This window comes from Halomonas litopenaei, assembly GCF_003045775.1.
Classification (GTDB): domain Bacteria; phylum Pseudomonadota; class Gammaproteobacteria; order Pseudomonadales; family Halomonadaceae; genus Halomonas; species Halomonas litopenaei.
On sequence record NZ_PXNS01000004.1, the window covers coordinates 28,275 to 46,810 of the forward strand.

Consider the following 18,536-nt stretch of genomic DNA (forward strand, 5'->3'; position numbering starts at 1 on the left):
CCGCGATGAAGGCAGAAACGGGCGGAGCCCAGGCACCACAGTGACACGCCACACAGCGTTTCTTCCGTGTTTCGCGATGCCCTATAATGGCCGCAGCTTTCCTCTTCTCACGCTCCCCATCGCAGGTATTCCATGACCCAGGACGAACTCAAGGACGCCGTCGCTGCCGCCGCCATCGACGAGGTCCGCCCGATGCTCGGCCGTGACATCGTGATCGGTGTCGGTACCGGCTCCACCGCCAACTGCTTCATCGACCGCCTGGCAGAGCTGCGCGGGGACTTCCGCGGAGCGGTGGCCAGCAGCGAGGCCAGCGCCCAACGATTGAAGGGGCACGGCATCGACGTCTACGAGCTCAATGAAGTCGGCACCATGCCGGTCTATGTCGACGGCGCCGACGAAGTGAACGCTCACCTACAGATGATCAAGGGTGGGGGTGCCGCGCTGACCCGCGAGAAGATCGTGGCGGCCTGCTGCAAGACCTTCATCTGCATCGCCGACGCCTCCAAGCGGGTCGAGCGCCTGGGCGACTTCCCGCTGCCCATCGAGGTGATTCCCATGGCCCGTTCCTACGTCGCCCGGGAACTGGTCAAGCTTGGCGCCGATCCGGTCTACCGCGAGGGCGTGGTCACCGACAACGGCAATCAGATCATCGACTGCTACGGCCTCGACATCGATGACCCCGTCGCCCTGGAGACCCGCATCAACGCGATCGTCGGAGTGGTGACCAACGGCCTGTTCGCCGCTCGTCCGGCGGATATCCTGCTGATCGGCGGCGCCGACGGCATCAGCCGGCATCTACCCGCCTGAGCCCGGTCACCTGCCTTGGCCGTGGCCAAGCAGCCGGTCCAGGCCAGCGAGGGTGGCCTCCAGCGCACCCCGGTGGGTGTCGATGACACCTTGCCCGGCCTCGCTCAGCCGCTTGCGCTGTTCTGCATCCTCGAGCAGCGCGGCGACACGCTCGACCAGCTCGTCGGCGTCGGCGATCTCGACCAGCGCGCCGGCGTCTCTCAGCAGCTGGGCCACGTCCTCGAAATTGTCGAGATGCGGGCCGGTCACCACCGGCACACCCATCAGCGCGGGTTCGAGCAGATTGTGGCCGCCGATGGGCACCAGACTGCCGCCGACGAAGGCCAGGTCCGCAGTGCCGTAGAGCGCCTGCAGCTCCCCCATGCTGTCGCCAAGATAGATCTCTGCCCTGGCGCTGGGGACGCGCCCCCGGGAGCGCCTGACGGTCTCGAAGCCGGCCTCCTGGCACAGCCTGGCGACCTCCTCGAAGCGCTGCGGATGGCGCGGCACCAGCACCAGCAGGATATCGGGAAAGCGCGCCTGTAGGCGTCGCTGGACCCCGAGCAGCAGCTCATCCTCACCGGGATGGGTGGACCCGGCGACCCAGATCGGGCGATGCCCGATGGCTGCGTGCAAGCGCTCACTCACCTTCAGGGATGCATCATCAAGGGCCATGTCGAACTTCATCGATCCGACGACCTGGATGTGGTCGGACGCCATGCCCAGTTCGACGAAACGCTCGGCATCCTCACCGGACTTGGCCGCCAGCCAGTCGACACAGGCCAGCGACTCGGCCATCAGCGGGCGCAGGCGCCGATAGCCACGAAAGGCACGGGGCGACAGGCGGCCATTGACCACCGCCACCGGGATACCCCGCCTGGCGCAGGCTCTCAGCAGGTTCGGCCACAGCTCGGTCTCGAAGAAGATCGCCTGGCGAGGGGCCAGACGCTGGACAAAGCGACGCGCGGCGCCGGGAAAGTCGAGCGCCACGAAGACATGGCTCAGGGGAGCGGCCGCCTCCGCCTCGGGAACGTCGTCCACCAGCGAGAGCACTCGTTCGGCACCGGTGGCGGTCATGGTGCTGACCACCAGTCGGTGATCAGGGTGGCGTAGGCGCAGGGCGCGTATCAGCGGTCGTGCCGCCACCACCTCGCCCACCGAGGCGCAGTGCAGCCATAGCCGCGGGCGCTCGTCGGCGAAGGGCCGCAGACAGCCCATCCGCTCGCCACGAGCGCGATCCGGCAGCTGTTCGCGCCAGACCCGTCGCCAGATCAGCGGCGACAGCAGTCCGATGGCACCTGAATAGGCGAGCCGTGGCCAGCTCACCCTCAGCTCTCGCGATCGAGGATGGTCGAGATCATGGCGGTGGTCGAGACACCATCCTCAAAGCCGAGCACCTTGACCTCGCCCCCTGCGTCACGCACCGCTTCGCCGCCGGCGATATCCTCGGGCCGGTAGTCCCCGCCCTTGACCAGCACGTCTGGCAGCACCGATTCGATCAAGCGAGCCGGCGTATCCTCGGCGAAGGGCACTACCCAGTCCACCGCGCCGAGCCCGGCCAGCACCTGCATGCGGCGATTGAGCGGATTGATCGGCCGCTTGGGGCCCTTGAGCCGACGGATCGAGGCGTCGTCGTTGACCGCCACGATCAGCCGGTCACCGAGCTGGCGGGCGTGTTCCAGGTAGGCCACGTGGCCGGCATGAAGAATGTCGAAGCAGCCGTTGGTCATCACCACCCGCTCGCCACGGGCCTGGGCGGCGCGCACCGCCAGCACCAACGGTGATTCCTCGATGACGCCGAATTCGGCCAGCTTGTCGCCGTGCAGCGCGGTGTAGAGCTCGGCGATGGACAGCGTCGCGGTGCCAGGCTTGGCCACCACCAGACCCGCCGCCAGATTGGACAGGGTCATGGCCTCGGCGAAGCCGTGGCCGGCGGCCAGGGCTAAACCCAGCACCGCGATCACGGTATCGCCGGCGCCGGTGACGTCGTAGACCTCACGGGCCCGAGTCGGCAGGTGCAAGGGGTCATGGCCTTCGCGAATCAGCGTCATGCCCTTCTCGCTGCGGGTGATCAACAGCGCCTCGAGCTCGAGCTCCTCGCGCAGCGCCTCGCCCTTGGTGGCCAGGATGTCGTCGCTGGGGCAGGGCCCGACCACCGCCTCGAATTCGGCCAGGTTGGGGGTGATCACGCTGGCGCCACGATAGCGCCGGAAATCGCTGCCCTTGGGGTCCACCAGCACCCGCTTGCCGGCCCGGCGCATTTCCGGGATTACCATCTCGACGTTGGCCAGGGTGCCCTTGCCGTAGTCGGACAGGATGATCAGGTCGAAGTTGTCGGTGGCCTCGATCAGCCTGGGCGCCAGCTCCGAGGTGTCGATCTTGTCGAGTCCATCCTCGAAGTCCAGCCGGATCAACTGCTGGTTACGGCTCATCACCCTGAGCTTGGTAATCGTGGGCATGCCGGGAGTACGGTGAAAGTGAGTGCTCACACCCACCTCCTCCAGGCGCGCGGTCAGACGGTCGGCATTGTCGTCGTCACCGACCAGTCCGGCCAACGCCGCGTGGGCCCCCAGGGAGGCGATGTTCAACGCCACGTTGGCGGCGCCGCCCGGACGATCCTCGCACTCTTCCACGCGCACCACCGGCACCGGGGCCTCCGGCGATATCCGGGAGGTGCCGCCGTGCCAGTAGCGGTCCAGCATGACGTCGCCCACCACCAGCACGCGGGAGCGCTCAAGCGCGGTCAGATCAAGCTTCATCGGGTGACTCCCTATCGAGGTCGGAGCGGTGTTGCGAGGCGGTGTCGGCGAGCAGGGTATCGAGTCGCTCGATCACGTCGTCGGCGCGAATCAGCGACATCGCATCGGGATGGCGGACCCGCTGGCCCCAGGTGATGGTGTCGGGATCCGCCTGGAGGAACTCCCGGACGGCGTCAGGGTAGCGATTGACCACGTAGTCGCGCCACAGGTAGGGCGCGGCGCGATCGGGGTTGGTGGTGGCAAACAGGCCCACCACCGGGGTAGCCAGGGCGTTGGCCATGTGCACCGGGCCGGAATCCGGGGCGATCACCACCCGGGCGCGATCGATCAGCGCCAGCAGACCCTTGAGCGAGGTGGCGCCGATGGCGTCGATCACCGCCTCGGGGTGACACAGCGACTGAATGCGCGAGCCCATCTCACGCTCCTGGGTACTGCCGCCCCCGGTCATCACCGTCTTCAGACCAAACTGGGTCCAGGCGTGCTCCACCACGGCGGCGTAGCCTTCCGCCGACCAGTTGCGAAAGTTGCGCAGGCGCGGATTGGCACATGGACTGATCAACAGGTAGGCGCTGTCGCCGGTGAGCTCCCTGGCCTCGGCGTAGGCGCTGTCCGGCACCGGCAGTCGCCACTCCAGCGAGGTATCCTCGACTCCCAGCAGGCGCGCGAAGTCCATGAACGACTCCAGCACATGGGCGCGCTCACGCGGGGCCAGCTGACGGTGCGTGAACCAGTACTGACGGTCCTTGGCCCGTGCCGGGTCGAAGCCCACCCGCACCTTGGCCTTGAGTCCCAGCGACAGCACGCTGGCTCTGAGTGCCTGCTGCATGTGCAGCAGCACGTCGAAGCGGGTATCGGCCAGCTCGCGCCACAGCGCCCGCATGCCCTTGAGGCCGGTGGACTTGTCGTAGACGACGAACTCGACCCCTGACAGGCCGGTCAGTAGACTGTATTCGCCCTTGCCGACGATCCAGGTGATCCGCGCCTCGGGCCATTGGCGCTGCAGGGCTCGAACCGTGGGCACCAGATTGCACACGTCTCCCAGGGCAGAGAGACGCAGCACGCCGATGTGGGCAGGTCGAGCGGGCAGAGGATGCTTCATGCGGTTGGCAACGTATCAGTCAGGAAAGGTGGGCATTTTATACGATGCCACCAGTTTATGTGACGCTGTACCACGGCCACAAATCGGACCCGCTCTGCTGGCGCCAGAATACTGGCGCGAGGCAGGCCTGGTGACCGGACAGGCGCCGGGTCGCGGCCAGAGTCTGTTTCTCGAGGTGGGCGATCGTCAGTGGGTGCTGAGGCCCTACCGCCGCGGCGGTCTCGTCGCCCGGCTATCGACCTCCCGTTACCTGTGGACCGGGCTCGAACGCAGTCGCGCCTTTCGCGAAGTGCGTCTGACGGCACGGCTTTACCAGGCCGGCCTGCCGGTGCCGCGGCCGGTGCTGGGAGGCGTCGTTCGCCATGGCCCAAGCTACGAGGCCGCGCTGATCACCGAGCGCCTGCCGGCCACCCGAGCGTTGGCAGAGCATCTCGGCAGCGGTGATCTGGCCCCGGGCCTGCTCCATGAAGTGGGCCAGGTCATCCGACGCTTCCACGACCATGGCCTCGACCATGTCGACCTCAACGCCCGCAACCTGCTGGTCGACGACAGCGACCGGGTCTGGCTGATCGACCTGGACCGCTGTCGTCTGCGCGCCCCTGGCAAATGGCGCGAGGGCAATCTGGCGCGACTGGGACGTTCGCTGGTCCGCTTCTGCGTCGACGAGACGTCGGCCCAGCAGGCGCTCGAAGAGATCCGCCGCGGCTATAGCGACGCCCAGCCTGTAATCGATAGGGGCCTGTAATCGATAGCGGCCTGTGATCGATTCTCGGCCCCAGAACACCTCTACAGCAACTTCTACAGCGATAGCGACCGCTTACTTACCTCTCTGAACAAGCGGTGTCGCTCGTCAGACGGCCGGCCGGCCAGCGAGCACGTCGTCATAGACCTGAGTCAGCCCCTCAACATGCTGCGACAGCAGGAAGTGCTGCTTGACCCGACGTCGCGCCTCTTCGCCCAGACGTCGCCTCAGCTCGCCATCTTGCGCCAATTCCAGCATGGCGGCGGCCCACTCGGAGGCGGATTCGGGGTCTGCCAGGCGGCCACTGTGAGCGTCGATCAACTCGGGGATGGCGCCACTACGCGAACCAATCACCGCCTTGCCGGCGGCCATGGCCTCGATCACGGTCAGGCCGAAGGCCTCGTTGCGCGACGGCACACAGACCACGTCGAGCACCTCGAACAACCGCGCCAGGTCACGCCGAAAGCCGGTAAAGGTGATGCGCTGCGACAGTCCCTGCTCGGCGACCAGCGCCTCGAGCTCGGCCACGTACTCCTCACGACTGCCCTCCTCGGCGCTGAGTCCACCGATGATGACCCCATGGACATCGAGCGCCGGATGCTCGGCGATCAGTCTCGCCAGGGCCTCGACGAACACCCGCTGCCCCTTGCCAGGCGTCAGTCGCCCCGCCACCCCGATGGTGGTGGCCGACGCCGGCAGCCCGAGGCTTGTGCGCAGGGCGCGCCGCTCGCCGGCGTCCAGACGCGGCGCCAGCGGCGCCGGGTCGATCCCCAGATACAGACGCTGGATACGCTCGGCCGGCAGGGCGAAGGCCTTGACGTTACGTCGCCGGGTCGCCTCGCTGATGGACAACAGCCGCGACACCCGTCCGTAGGCCCAGCGGTGATACAGGTCCTTCTTCGGCCGGGTGACCCCCATATGGTCGGTGAACACCACCTTTAGCCGCGGCCGCAAGGTCGCCAGCAGGGCTGCCAGGCGCAGGTCGCTGGACTTGTGGCAGTGCAACAGGCGGATGTCGTGACGGGCCAGGTACTCAAGCCACCGGCGCACACCGAAAAGCGCCGAGCCTCTGGAGCGGGCAGTCAGCGTCGGCACCCCGGCATCATCGAGGCTCCTGGCCACCCGCGAGTCGCCCAGTGCCAGGGCATGCACCTGCCACCCCTGAGCGGCAAGCTCCGGTATAATCCTCGAAGGATACATTTCCAGTCCGCCCCAGCCGTCCGACAGGCAGATGTGCATGACCTTGTGACTCAAGGTGGTCTCCTTTCCGATAGCGGGGCTCGGGAGCCCAAATGACAGCAACGACGGCCTCGGCCGACGCTCGTGCCCCTCGACTGCTGGTGGTACGCAACGACAAGCTTGGCGATTTCATGCTCGCCTGGCCAGCACTCGCCGCCCTCAAGAAGGCCAAGCCCGCCCCTCATGTCAGCGTGCTGGTACCCGCCTATACGGCGCCGATGGCAAGGCTCTGTCCGTGGATCGACGACGTCTTCATCGACCCGGGTGAACAGGCGCCGAAGGATGCCCAGCGTGCCCTGCTGGCGACACTGCGCCAGGGCGGTTTCACGGCGATGCTGACGCTCTACTCCACCACCCGCATCGGCTGGCTTGGTCTTCGCTCGGGGATTCCCCTGCGCATGGCGCCAGCCACCAAGTGGGCCCAGCTATTCTACAACCGTCGCGTCACCCAGCGCAGATCCCGTTCGGCCAAGCCTGAATACATCTACAACCTGGAACTGGCCGAGGCCATGATTCAGGCGCTGGGACTCTCGTCAGGACAGCCGTCGCAACAGCACCCCGTGCCCCCCTACTGGCCCCTGGCTCCGCAACAACGTGACGCTCAGCGTAGCGCGCTGGGCCAGGCGCTGGGGCTCGACGACACGCGCCCATGGGTGTTCCTGCACCCGGGCAGCGGCGGCTCGGCGGTCAACCTGACTCCCGAGGCCTACGCCGGGCTTGCACAGGGTATCGATCGGCGCCTGGCCGAGTCGGGTGAGCGTCCGCCCCACTGGATACTTACCGCCGGCCCCGGCGAAGAAGCCGTGGCCGAGGCCCTGGTCAAGACGCTGGACGAGGCAGGCCTCAGTGCTTACCGACAGCCGGCCTGCGCAGGACTTGCCGACTTCGCTCGCAGTCTGGCGGCGGCCGACGCCTTTATCGCGGGTTCCACCGGCCCGCTGCACGTGGCAGGCTGTCTCAACCTGATCACCGTCGGCTTCTACCCGTCCCATCGCTCGGCCACCCCGCTGCGCTGGCAGACCTGCAACGACGCCGATCGGCGACTGGCGTTTCATCCACCGACGGATGCCGCTCACCAGGACATGTCGGCCATCGACCTGGAGGCCGCCGCCGCCGCCACTGCAGCGCGCCTCAGGAAGGTCAACCACCATCGGTCGACGGCATAGCAACAGCGTATCGGCGCATCCCACTCGCCACAGCGTATCGGTTGTTGGCACCAGCACCCCATCAAGCCCTTCGTACAGGCAGGCCCCATGACCCCGATTACCGGCATCATCATTACCCTCAACGAGCAGGACAACGTCGAGGAGGCCATCGCTTCGCTGGCCCCGGTGTGCGACGAGGTGATCGTGGTCGATTCCGGCAGCAGCGATGACACCGTTGCCCTGGCCGAGGCCGCCGGCGCTAGAGTGATCCATCAGCCCTATCTGGGCGATGGCCCGCAGAAGGCCTTTGCCGTCCCCCAGGCGTCCCATGACTGGATCCTGGCGCTGGATGCCGACGAGCGCCTGGACGACGACGCCGTGGCGGCGATTCGCGAGCTGTCGCTGGACGACCCGCGCAAGGCCTACCGCTTCAAGCGTCGCAACTTCGCCGGCCGCCACTGGATTCGCGCGGCGGGGTTCTACCCGGACCCGGTGACCCGGCTATACAACCGCACCACCTCGGGCTACCTGCCCAAGAAGGCGCACTCCTCGGTCCAGGCACCGGAGGTGGTCGACGTGGACGCCCATCTGCGTCACTTCACCTACCGTGACCTGTCCCACTGGATGCAGCGCATCGATCAACTGTCGACCCGCGACGCCTGGGCGATGAAGGAACGTGGTGTCACCCCCTCGTCGACTCGTCCCACGCTGCACGCGATGACCGCCATGCTGCGCAAGCTGGTGCTCAAGGGCGGGCTGCTGCAGGGCCAGGATGGCATGACCGTCGCCATCACGACGGCATTCCATGCGTACATGAAGTATGCAAAGCTGAACGAACTGTACGAGAACGAGCGAGCCGATCGCTGATTCGTATCGGTTTCACGGAACGACACCTGGCGCCTCGATCATGCCCCTGCACCGCCCCGCCACCTCGACCTGGCTTCGCTGGGCCGTCCATCTGATTCTCGGCCTGTCCGTGGGCCATGCCCTGGTCATGGTCACCCGGCTGCCCGGCTGGTGCCTGCCGCTGCCGGCACTGGTGTGGTGCGCCCTGGCCGGATGGAAGCGCTGGGGCGCGCCACCTCCGCCACGGCTGCGGGTGCAGGTGATCCCCTGGGCGCTGGCGCCACTGGCCTTCTGGGGCATCTACGTCTACCTGGCCAACAGCTTCGGCCAGGTGGACATGGGCGCGGTCTATTTCCACCTGCAGGCGGGCATTGCCAAGCACGGCGGCAGCGAGCGCAGCGTGGCGGCGATACTGTACACCGCAGCCATGTTGCTGATTCTGGCGGCCTACACCTGGCTGGTGCGAGCCGACTACCGCTGGCAACGCTGGGACCACTGGCTGGCCTTCGTGCTGCTGGTCGCCAATCCGATGTTCTACTCCATGGGCCAGCGCGGTGCGGCGGTGGTCACCGACCCCGGCACCTGGCTGGAGCGTCGCTACGTCGAGCCGGTGATCCTCAAGGCGCCGCCGCAGCCCCCCAACCTGCTGTTGATCTACCTGGAGAGCCTCGAGCGCACCTACGCCGACGAGGCCCGTTTCGGCGACGCCTACGCCGACCTGGCCGCCTTGGAAGCGGATGCGGTGGTGTTCGACAACGTTCGCCAGCTCGACAACACCGGCTGGACCATGGCCGGCATGATCGCCAGCCAGTGCGGCACGCCGCTGATGCCCGCCGGCCTGCTCCACGACAGCCAGTTCGAGCCACTGCACCACGTGGTACCCGGAGTCGCCTGCCTGGGGGATCTGCTCGCGGGGCTTGGCTACCGCCAGACCTTCATGGGCGGCGCAAGCACTGAATTCGCCGGCAAGGGGCTGTTCTACGAAGACCACGCCTACGACCGCGTGCTGGGGCGCGAGCAGCTTGCAGGCCGCCTCGACGACCCGGACTATCTCAATAGCTGGGGCCTCTACGACGACAGTCTGTACGCCATGGCGGAAGAGGAAGCAAAGCGCCTGGATCGTCAGGACGGTCCCTGGAACCTGACCGTGCTCAATCTGACCGCCCACGCCCCGGCGGGCTATCCGGCCAGGGCCTGCCAGGCCAATCAGGGCGAGCACGATGGTGTGGATATCCTGTACGCGGTGAAATGCTCGGCCTGGCTGACCCGCCGGCTGATCCAGCGCCTTGGCGACCAGGGTCTGCTGGAGGACACCCTGGTGGTGATTGCCAGTGACCATCTGACCATGCGTGTCTCGGCCTGGGATCAGCTGATTCAGACGCCTCGCACCAACACCCTGATGATGATGGGCAATGCGCTGACGCCCCAACGCATCTCGACCACCGCCACCACCATGGACACCCTGCCGACGCTGCTGGAGGCGATGGGCTTCACCATCGACTGGCACCGCGCCGGACTGGGCGTCTCGCTGTTCTCGAACGACCCGACCCTGGCCGAACGCTACGGCCTGGAAGCGCTCAACGGGTACATGCGTGAAGAAACCGCGCTGCAGCAACGCCTGTGGCAAGGCCTGGCCCCGGCGTATCGCAACGACGGACAGCCCGACAGCCCGCCCGAGGCGCCCCAGCAGCCTTGACCTTGGCGTCTACCTGCCTGGGCGCCCATATGAAGAGTAGCGGCGACAGGGCGCCTGGATGACGACCAGGACGGCTGGACAAGGCTTCACAGACGACACCTTGCCCCGGATCACTCGTTGCTGGCGTCGATCCGGTTCGGGGCCTCGTCTGTCAGGATCGCCTCCAGCACGCTGTCCACAGTGATCTGCTTGAGGCAGTTGGTATGCCCGAGCGGGCAATGTCGCTCGAAGCAGGGCGAGCAGGACAAAGCCAGATAGTGAATCCGGGCGTTGTCGGTCAGCGGCGGCGTATAGGCCGGCGACGAGGAGCCATAGATCGCCTGGATACGCGTCCCTACCGCGGCGGCCACATGCATCAACCCGGAGTCATTGGTCACCACCTGACGACAGTCGCCAAGCAGGTCGACGGCATCCTCCAGGCGGGTCTCGCCACACAGGTTGTGGGCATGCTCGAGACCGGTCACGATCTCCTCGCCCGCCGCGTGATCCTTGGGCCCACCCAGCACCCTTACCTCGAACCCTTGAGCGATCAGCTCCCCGGCCAGGCGATGGAAGTAGGCCAGCGGCCACTGCTTGGCGGGGCCATATTCCGCCCCTGGCATCAGGCCAATGGCAGGGCGCACGCCGAGTCGATGTTCATCATGCAACCGCGCCAAGTTGATCGCATCCTGACGCAGCCGTGGCTGGGGGATCTCGAAGTCGCCGGCAGCGGCAGCGTCCGCCGGCAGCCCCAGCGAGACGAAGCGCTTGACGGTCTGGTCGAGCACGTCGCGCTGCAGCTCACGGCGCTCGCTCAACAGGCCAAAACGGTGCTCCCCGGTGAACCCGGTTCGCCTGGGTATCCGCGCCAGAAAAGGCACCAGTGCCGACTTCCAGGAACGCGGCAGCACGATGGCATGATCGAAGCGTCCCTTGAGCGACCTGGCCAGCCGTCGTCGGGCGGAAAAGCCGAAGACGCCGTGTCCGACGGCCAGCTCGACGACCTCGTCGACCTCATCCATGCGCTCGAGGATCGGCCTCGACCAGGCAGGTGCCACCACCGCCAGGGCGGCGGCGCCCTGCTGCTTCAGCGCCTTGAACAACCCCTGGGCCATGACCATGTCACCGACCCAGCTGGGACCGACCACCAGCAGCCGCTGGCCCGCCAGCCGCGGCTGCGCCATGACCGGCGCAGCTTCAGCCATTCAACCACTCCAGGTAGCGGGTCACGCCCTCGGCCACGGTGTGGAATTCCTTGTCGTAGCCGGCCTCGCGCAGCCGCGAGATATCGGCACGGGTGTAGCTCTGGTAGCGCCCCTTGAGCTCTTCCGGGAAGTCGATGTAGTCGATGCGGCCCTTGCCGTAGAAGTCGATGACCGTCTCGCCGATGGTCTTGAACGGCTCGGCGCGGCCGGTACCGAGGTTGTAGATTCCCGACACCTCGGGGTTGTCCAGAAACCACAGATTGACGTCGACCACGTCGCCGACATAGACAAAGTCACGGCTCTGCATACCAGCGTCGTAGCCGTCCCAGGCGCCGAACAGGCGCAGGTTCTCGCCGGCGCTGATCTGGGTGTGGTGATGGAAGGCCACGCTGGACATCTTGCCCTTGTGCTGCTCGCGGGGGCCGTAGACGTTGAAGTAGCGAAAGCCCACCACCTGGGTCTTGAGTTCGGCCTGGCGCGAGCGCACGTACTGGTCGAACAGCAGCTTGGAGTAGCCGTAGACGTTAAGCGGTTTCTCGTGCTCGGGGGACTCCACGAACACCTCGCTGCCGCCGTAGGTGGCCGCCGACGAGGCGTAGAGGAAGGGAATGCCCTCCTGCTCGCAGAAGTGCAAAAGCTCCTTGGAGTAGGTGAAGTTGTTCTCCAGCATGAAGCGCCCATCCCACTCGGTGGTGTCCGAGCAGGCACCTTCGTGGAAGATCGCCTCGATGGGCGGAAGCTGGTTCAGCTCGCCGCGCATGTGGGCCTTCACCCGGGACAGGAACTCGTCCTTGTCCATGTAGTCCCCGAGGGTCAGGTCCGCCAGGTTGACGAACTTGGTGCCGTCCCGCAGGTCATCCACCACCAGGATGTCGGTGCGCCCCCGGTCATTGAGGGCCTTGACCAGATTTGAACCGATGAAGCCGGCTCCGCCTGTCACTACGATCATGGGAAAACCTCTGTTGGCGCTGTGCCTATAACCGAATTGCCTGTGATTGTATACTTGACGGCTCGTGAATTCATGGCCAACGGTGCTTCCCAATGACACAGTCGACGCCAGACGTGGCAACCTTCCAGGGCCTGATCCTCGCCCTGCAACAGTACTGGGCCGAACAGGGCTGCGTGATCATGCAGCCGCTGGACATGGAAGTCGGTGCGGGCACCTTTCACCCGGCCACCTTCCTGCGCTCCATCGGACCCGAAACCTGGAACTCGGCGTACGTTCAGCCGTCTCGCCGTCCCACCGATGGCCGCTACGGCGAAAACCCCAATCGCCTGCAGCACTACTACCAGTTCCAGGTGGTCATGAAGCCCTCCCCGGCCAACCTCCAGGAACTGTATCTGGGGTCGCTTGAGCGTCTCGGCATCGACCCGCTGGTCCATGACATCCGCTTCGTCGAAGACAACTGGGAGTCACCGACCCTGGGTGCCTGGGGACTCGGCTGGGAGGTCTGGCTCAACGGCATGGAGGTGACCCAGTTCACCTACTTCCAGCAGGCCGGCGGCATCGAGTGTTTCCCGGTCACCGGTGAGCTGACCTACGGCCTCGAGCGCATCGCCATGTACCTTCAGGACGTGGACAGCGTCTACGACCTGGTATGGACCATCGCACCCGACGGCTCCCGCGTTACCTACGGTGACGTCTACCTGCAGAACGAGCGCGAGCAGTCCACCTACAACTTCGAGCATGCCGACGTGGACGCCCTGTTCGGCAACTTCGACCACCAGGAAAGCGAGTGCCAGAAGCTGCTCGCCGCCAACCTGCCGCTGCCGGCCTACGAGCAGGTACTCAAGGCCTCCCACACCTTCAATATGCTCGACGCCCGCCACGCCATCTCGGTCACCGAACGCCAGCGCTATATCCTGCGCGTGCGCACCATGGCCCGCGACGTGGCCCACGCCTACTACGCCTCACGCAAGGCGGCCGGTTTCCCGCTGGCCCCGGAAGCGCTGCGACGTGAACTTCTCGACGACGAACCCCTTGCCGCACAGGGAGACGCATAAGCATGGCCGCCCACACCCTCTTGCTTGAACTCGGCGTGGAAGAACTTCCGCCGGGAGCCATCGACACTCTCTCCGACGCCTTCGCCGAGGGCGTGCGTCGCGGTCTCGCCGATGCCGGCGTCGACTTCCAGGGCGTCACCGCCTACGCCTCCCCCCGCCGGCTGGCGGTGCGGGTCGAGGCACTGGCCGACAAGCAGCCCGACCGGGACGTCGAAAAACGCGGCCCTGCCCTGGCGGCAGCCTTCAAGGATGGCGAGCCAACCAAGGCAGCCCAGGGCTTTGCTCGCTCCTGCGGCGTCAGCGTCGACGACCTGATCCATCTGGAGACCGACAAGGGCACCTGGCTCGGCTACCGCGAACAGCAACAGGGCGAGGCCACCGTCGCCCTGCTGCCCGCCATCATCGACAAGGCTGTGGCGGCCCTGCCGGTGCCCAAGAACATGCGCTGGGGCGCTTCCCGCATCGAGTTCTCCCGCCCGGTTCACTGGCTGGTGGCGCTCTACGGCGACGAGGTCGTACCCGCCACGGTGCTGGGCCTTGAGGCCGGCCGCGAGACCCGCGGACACCGCTTCCACGCCCCCGAGGCCATCGTCCTGGAACATGCCGACGACTACCTCGGTGCCCTGGAGGATGCCTGGGTGCTGGCCGATCGCAGCAAGCGTCGCGAGCGCATTCGCGAACAGGTACTGGCCGAGGCAGAACTGCTCGAAGCCACCGCCGTCATCGACGAGGACCTGCTGGAAGAAGTCAGCGGTCTGGTCGAGTGGCCGGTGGCGCTGACCGGCAGCTTCGACGAGCGTTTCCTCGAGGTGCCGGCGGAATGCCTGATCTCGTCGATGAAGGCCAACCAGAAGTACTTCCACCTGCTGGATGCGGACGGCAAGCTCAAGCCCGCCTTCATTACCGTGTCCAATATCGACAGCCGCGAGCCGGACAAGGTCATCGCCGGCAACGAGAAGGTGATTCGCCCTCGTCTGGCCGATGCCGCCTTCTTCTACGAGACCGACCGCAAGCGCCCGCTCGCCGAGCGCATCGAGGGCCTCTCGAGCGTGGTGTTCCAGAAGCAGCTCGGGACCCTCGCCGACAAGGCCAGACGCAGTGCCAACGTGGCCGCGCACATCGCCAGCCGGACCGGCGGTGACGAGTCCCGCGCTCGCCGTGCTGCGGCCCTGGCCAAGTGTGATCTGGTCACCGAAATGGTGCTCGAGTTCCCGGAGCTTCAGGGCATCATGGGGCGCTACTACGCCGAGCACGATGGCGAAGACGCCGAGGTCGCACGCGCGCTGGAAGAGCAGTACCTGCCGCGGTTTGCCAGCGACGCCATCCCCCAGACCCTGACCGGACAGGCCCTGGCCATCGCCGATCGCCTGGATACCATTACCGGGATCTTCGGCATCGGCCAGCGCCCCAGCGGTACCAAGGACCCCTTCGCCCTGCGCCGTGCTTCCATCGGCGTGCTCAATATCCTGGTCAAGGGTGAGCTGGATCTGGACCTGCGCGAGCTGCTCGAGCTGGCCGTGGCCCAGCATGAGGCGCTGCCCAAGGCAGACGGCCTGGTCGATGACGTCCTTGGCTACATGCTCGATCGCTTCCGTGCCTGGGCCCAGGACGAAGGGATCGGTGCCGAGGTTTACCTGGCGGTGCGTGCACGCCCGGTGACCCGCCCGCTGGACTTCGCCCGTCGCCTGCGCGCCGTGGCGCAATTCGCCACGCGTGATGAAGCCGCCGCCCTGGCCGCCGCCAACAAGCGAGTCGGCAACATCCTGTCCAAGCAGGATCACGATGGACGCACCGAGGTCGACGAGAGCCTGCTCTCCGAGGACGCCGAGAAGGCCCTCAAGAACGCCGTGGCAGCTTGCCAGGAGCAGGTCGCTCCGCTGTTCCAGCAAGCCCGCTACAGCGACGCTCTGGACGTGCTGGCAAGCCTTCGGGCACCGGTGGATGCCTTCTTTGACCAGGTGATGGTCATGGCCGAAGACGAAGCCGTTCGTGCCAATCGTCTGGCCCTGCTGGCAAGCCTCCAGGCGCTGTTCCTCGAAGTAGCGGATATCGCCGAACTGCAGCAGTAATCCTGCCCCAGGTGGTAACGAGGCCGGCCCCGCAAGGGGCCGGCCTTTTTTATATCGACAGGCTGAGCCCGCCTGGCCCACTACCCCACGACCCCAAAGCCCCTGAACCCTTCATAGGGGATACCACAGCCGCTACGAACGCAGGAGTGAGCCAATGGGATGTCGCATGGAGAGTCAAACCTGGCGATGCAGAGTGTGGCACTCGCCACCGACGTTTCACGTGGAACATTGCCCAGATAGAAAGCGCCAGCGGCGACAATGTTTCACGTGGAACATACAGGAGTACAAGCAAGGGCAGGCTCTCGTGTTTCACGTGAAACCCACCCCGCTTGATGTACCTCCAGTACGCCGCCTGGAGCTTGTACCCCGACGCCAGCCCTGAGCCTCACGCTCACTGCTTTACTTGGCGCCCCGCCTCCGCCGCTCTACTCTGCGCCCCGCCTCCGCCGCTTTACTCAGCGATACTTTCCGCCAGCCGCTGATCCATGATCACTACCGTCTTGCCCAGTTCGAGATAATTGTCCTGCGAGTCAGTTGCCGGCAGGCCCACGCTCGGGTGACGGTCGGCTATGGTGCCCGAACGCAAGCCACTGCCAACGGCACCGTTGGCGAGCCACTCAGCCAAGTCGTCGGCTCTCAGACGACGTCCGATAGCGGGCCTGAGTCCGTGGCGATCCATATGACCGAGCATGGCCTCCAGGTCGCCACGGCTGCCGACGCTGATCCCTTCCAGATGCAGCAGCTTGCGAATCGCCGGTCCCACCAGATCACCCTCGACACGGCCACTCTCGAGAAAGCCCACCAGGGCGATATGTCCATTGGTAGCCATTGACGGCAGAATGGCATCGACCAGAAACTGCCCGCCCACCACATCGATGGCACGCCCTACGCCCACCGACTCGGTGATGGCCATCACCTGGGACACCACGTCGGCCGCCCCGCCCTCCCGGCCGATCACCGCTACCGCGCCTAAATCACTGAGCCGTGCTGCCAGAGCGGGTCGCGACGTCACCACGATAGGCCGAGCACCGGCCGCAGCCGCCATCTGCAGGGCCTGCAGCGACACGTTGCCGGTTCCCGCCAACAGCAGGTAACGGCCCTGCAGCTCATCCAGGTCGCCAAGCGACTTCCAGGCCGTGACGCCGGAGATCGCCAATGCAGCGGCTTCCTCGAGCCGCCAGCCAGATGGCACGGCAACCAGCGCACGACGGGGAACGATGACCTCCTCCGACAACCAGCCATCACCAGGACCGCCCAGCTTTGAGGCGTGATAGGACTCCTTGAAAGCTCCAGAAATCCAATCGATGGTGTAGTGGCCCAGCACCGGTTGTCCCACCTCGAGATCAACGACATCCCTTCCCGTTTCCAGCACCACCCCAGAGCCTTCAGACAGCGGCACGAAGGGGCGTGGCATCTGCGGCAGATAGCTGCCGTCCTGCAGCGCCCTGTCGCGGTAGTTCAGCCCCACCGCAGCGACCCTGACACGCACTTCTTCGCTGGCCAGGTCACGACGCGCTACCTGGTATTCATGGATTCCTTCAGGCCCCACCCTGTCAGAGCGGAATTGACGAAAGTGACGTAGCGATACCAATGGGCGTAGACGAGCTTCCAGTAACATGGGAACAACCTCCTCGTTGGTCTTCCCCTATCCTGGCCCGTCCGAGACCAGCGCAGTAGCGAAGCTCACGGAGTACTGTCTTGCGCTAGACTCAACAATCAGGCCCCGAGTCAGAGCCGTCTCTCGCCGCGCTGCTCTGGCGCTGGCACTGGCTCCGGCTCTGGCATTGCCCGCGCCAACCCCACGGCAAGATCCGCTGAAGCATAGTCATTGGCAGCTTCCGATCGATTGCCGAGTGAGTCGCTGCATGGGCCTTGTGGTGACAAGCGCTGGAAAGAAGTATCTGTCGCCGCACCGGCGCCCATCGCCCCTGGCCCCATGGCGACTCGTGCAATGACCAACCCCCTGCCTCTGGACGAGAGTGCACCATGCCATCCCATCACGACACACTGGTCGCTGGACTGCTTGCCCTGGTTGAAGTGGCAAGATATGGCTCACTGCGTGCGGCCGGCGAGCAACTCAACCTCACCAGCGGCGCGGTCAGCCGTCGCCTCGATGCCCTAGAGTCCCGGCTCGGGACGAAGCTGTTGCACCGGACCACCCGTGAGGTTTCCCTGACCCTGGCGGGCCGCACCTACCTGGAACGCGCTGTCCCTGCTCTACGGTTACTCGACAAGGCGGCGGATACCTTGCAGGACATCAGTGACCGACCGCGAGGACTGATCCGCCTATCACTACCGGTCAATTTCGGCCGAATCCATATTGCGCCCTTCCTCCCCGAATTTCTCGATCGCCATCCAGACATTGAAGTGGACGCCGACTTCGACGATCGCTTTGTCGATATCGCCTCGTCCGGGCACGATCTGGCAGTGCGAGTCGGGGTGCTCGAGAACTCTCGCTTGGTCGCCCACCCCTTGGCCGCAGATCAGCGCATGCTGGTGGCGTCGAGGGCCTATCTTCAACGCCACGGCATACCACGTCACCCACTGGACCTGCTGCACCACAACTGCCTTCACTACACACGTTTCCAGGGTATTCAGCGCTGGCCACTTCGCCGTGGCGACGAGGTTCACAACGTGCCGGTCAGCGGAAGCTACAGAGCGAACTATGGGCACGCACTGGTGATTGCGGCAGAGGCAGGTATCGGCATCCTTCATACCTCCCGTTCCATCGTCGGGGCCTCGCTGGAAGCCGGCAGGTTGCTCCCCGTGCTCGAGGACTGGTCGCTGCCAGACATCAGCATCCATGCGCTGCTTCCAGGACGGGATCCGCCAATGCGGGTACGAGCATTGCTCGATCACCTGAAGGACTCGATACCCACAGCACTGGCGACAGCCGGCGCGACAGGCTTGGACACCGACACTACGTCGCCACCACTTTTGGACTAGGCGCTGTCCGAAAAGTCGACG

The 18,536-nt window shown here is 65.8% G+C and carries 15 protein-coding genes; 8 read left to right on the forward strand and 7 right to left on the reverse strand.

All coding sequences use genetic code 11. The annotated features are described in order from the left end of the window. Window positions 1–132: 132 nt before the first annotated feature. A complete protein-coding gene (rpiA, locus tag C6W88_RS06625; protein ID WP_045990979.1) occupies window positions 133–807 on the forward strand; it encodes a ribose-5-phosphate isomerase RpiA in 675 nt (224 codons plus the stop codon). A 6-nt stretch (window positions 808–813) separates the two neighbouring features. Here the strand turns inward: rpiA and waaA are convergent, their stop codons facing one another. Genes waaA through C6W88_RS06640 form a run of 3 tightly spaced genes read right to left on the reverse strand, consistent with a single transcriptional unit; the run spans window position 814 to window position 4,644 of the window. Next, window positions 814–2,112, reverse strand: coding sequence for a lipid IV(A) 3-deoxy-D-manno-octulosonic acid transferase (waaA, locus tag C6W88_RS06630; protein WP_108131935.1), 1,299 nt, complete (start codon window positions 2,110–2,112; stop codon window positions 814–816). Window positions 2,113–2,114: 2 nt separating this feature from the next. Next, window positions 2,115–3,545: a bifunctional D-glycero-beta-D-manno-heptose-7-phosphate kinase/D-glycero-beta-D-manno-heptose 1-phosphate adenylyltransferase HldE gene (gene hldE / locus C6W88_RS06635; RefSeq protein WP_045990977.1), complete on the reverse strand. Its 1,431-nt coding sequence runs from the start codon at window positions 3,543–3,545 to the stop codon at window positions 2,115–2,117. After that, window positions 3,535–4,644, reverse strand: coding sequence for a glycosyltransferase family 9 protein (locus C6W88_RS06640; RefSeq protein ID WP_108131936.1), 1,110 nt, complete (start codon window positions 4,642–4,644; stop codon window positions 3,535–3,537). The genes hldE and C6W88_RS06640 overlap by 11 nt, the downstream gene beginning before the upstream one ends. On the opposite strand from C6W88_RS06640, the gene C6W88_RS06645 reads away from it, so the two are divergent. Continuing rightward, window positions 4,643–5,389, forward strand: a complete 747-nt coding sequence (locus C6W88_RS06645) for a 3-deoxy-D-manno-octulosonic acid kinase (RefSeq protein ID WP_108131937.1) — start codon at window positions 4,643–4,645, stop codon at window positions 5,387–5,389. The two genes, C6W88_RS06640 and C6W88_RS06645, sit on opposite strands and share 2 nt — an antisense overlap. 105 nt (window positions 5,390–5,494) lie before the next feature. Here C6W88_RS06645 and C6W88_RS06650 read toward each other — a convergent pair whose 3' ends face one another. Then, complete coding sequence (locus tag C6W88_RS06650; RefSeq protein WP_231498558.1) at window positions 5,495–6,640, reverse strand: glycosyltransferase family 4 protein; 1,146 nt, start codon at window positions 6,638–6,640, stop codon at window positions 5,495–5,497. Window positions 6,641–6,678: 38 nt separating this feature from the next. Here C6W88_RS06650 and C6W88_RS06655 point away from each other — a divergent pair, with 38 nt between their 5' ends. The 3 genes from C6W88_RS06655 to C6W88_RS06665 all read left to right on the forward strand — a co-directional run bounded on the left by C6W88_RS06655 (window position 6,679) and on the right by C6W88_RS06665 (window position 10,312). Further along, complete coding sequence (locus C6W88_RS06655; protein WP_108131938.1) at window positions 6,679–7,791, forward strand: glycosyltransferase family 9 protein; 1,113 nt, start codon at window positions 6,679–6,681, stop codon at window positions 7,789–7,791. Between the two features lie 87 nt (window positions 7,792–7,878). Continuing rightward, window positions 7,879–8,637, forward strand: a complete 759-nt coding sequence (locus C6W88_RS06660) for a glycosyltransferase family 2 protein (protein WP_045990973.1) — start codon at window positions 7,879–7,881, stop codon at window positions 8,635–8,637. Window positions 8,638–8,677: 40 nt separating this feature from the next. Continuing rightward, window positions 8,678–10,312, forward strand: coding sequence for a sulfatase-like hydrolase/transferase (locus C6W88_RS06665; protein ID WP_108131939.1), 1,635 nt, complete (start codon window positions 8,678–8,680; stop codon window positions 10,310–10,312). Between the two features lie 110 nt (window positions 10,313–10,422). On the opposite strand, the gene waaF is transcribed toward C6W88_RS06665, so the two are convergent. Further along, window positions 10,423–11,496 carry a lipopolysaccharide heptosyltransferase II gene (gene waaF, locus C6W88_RS06670; protein ID WP_375038055.1) on the reverse strand — a complete coding sequence of 358 codons (1,074 nt, stop codon included), beginning with the start codon at window positions 11,494–11,496 and terminating at the stop codon, window positions 10,423–10,425. Further along, window positions 11,489–12,445: an ADP-glyceromanno-heptose 6-epimerase gene (rfaD, locus tag C6W88_RS06675; RefSeq protein ID WP_108131940.1), complete on the reverse strand. Its 957-nt coding sequence runs from the start codon at window positions 12,443–12,445 to the stop codon at window positions 11,489–11,491. The genes waaF and rfaD overlap by 8 nt, the downstream gene beginning before the upstream one ends. A gap of 92 nt (window positions 12,446–12,537) precedes the next feature. Between rfaD and glyQ the strand changes: the two genes are divergently transcribed. Together glyQ and glyS are read left to right on the forward strand one after the other, a co-directional pair. After that, window positions 12,538–13,500, forward strand: a complete 963-nt coding sequence (gene glyQ / locus C6W88_RS06680; protein WP_108131941.1) for a glycine--tRNA ligase subunit alpha — start codon at window positions 12,538–12,540, stop codon at window positions 13,498–13,500. 2 nt (window positions 13,501–13,502) lie between these two features. Next, on the forward strand, window positions 13,503–15,569 hold the full coding sequence (gene glyS / locus C6W88_RS06685) for a glycine--tRNA ligase subunit beta (protein ID WP_108131942.1): 2,067 nt from the start codon (window positions 13,503–13,505) through the stop codon (window positions 15,567–15,569). 451 nt (window positions 15,570–16,020) lie between these two features. Here the strand turns inward: glyS and C6W88_RS06690 are convergent, their stop codons facing one another. Then, window positions 16,021–17,187 (reverse strand): alcohol dehydrogenase catalytic domain-containing protein, encoded by a 1,167-nt coding sequence (locus C6W88_RS06690; protein WP_108131943.1) that lies wholly within the window; start codon window positions 17,185–17,187, stop codon window positions 16,021–16,023. A gap of 368 nt (window positions 17,188–17,555) precedes the next feature. Between C6W88_RS06690 and C6W88_RS06695 the strand changes: the two genes are divergently transcribed. Next, the gene (locus C6W88_RS06695) at window positions 17,556–18,515 is read left to right on the forward strand and encodes a LysR family transcriptional regulator (protein WP_108131944.1); all 960 of its coding nucleotides are present in this window, start codon (window positions 17,556–17,558) and stop codon (window positions 18,513–18,515) included. Window positions 18,516–18,536: the final 21 nt, after the last annotated feature.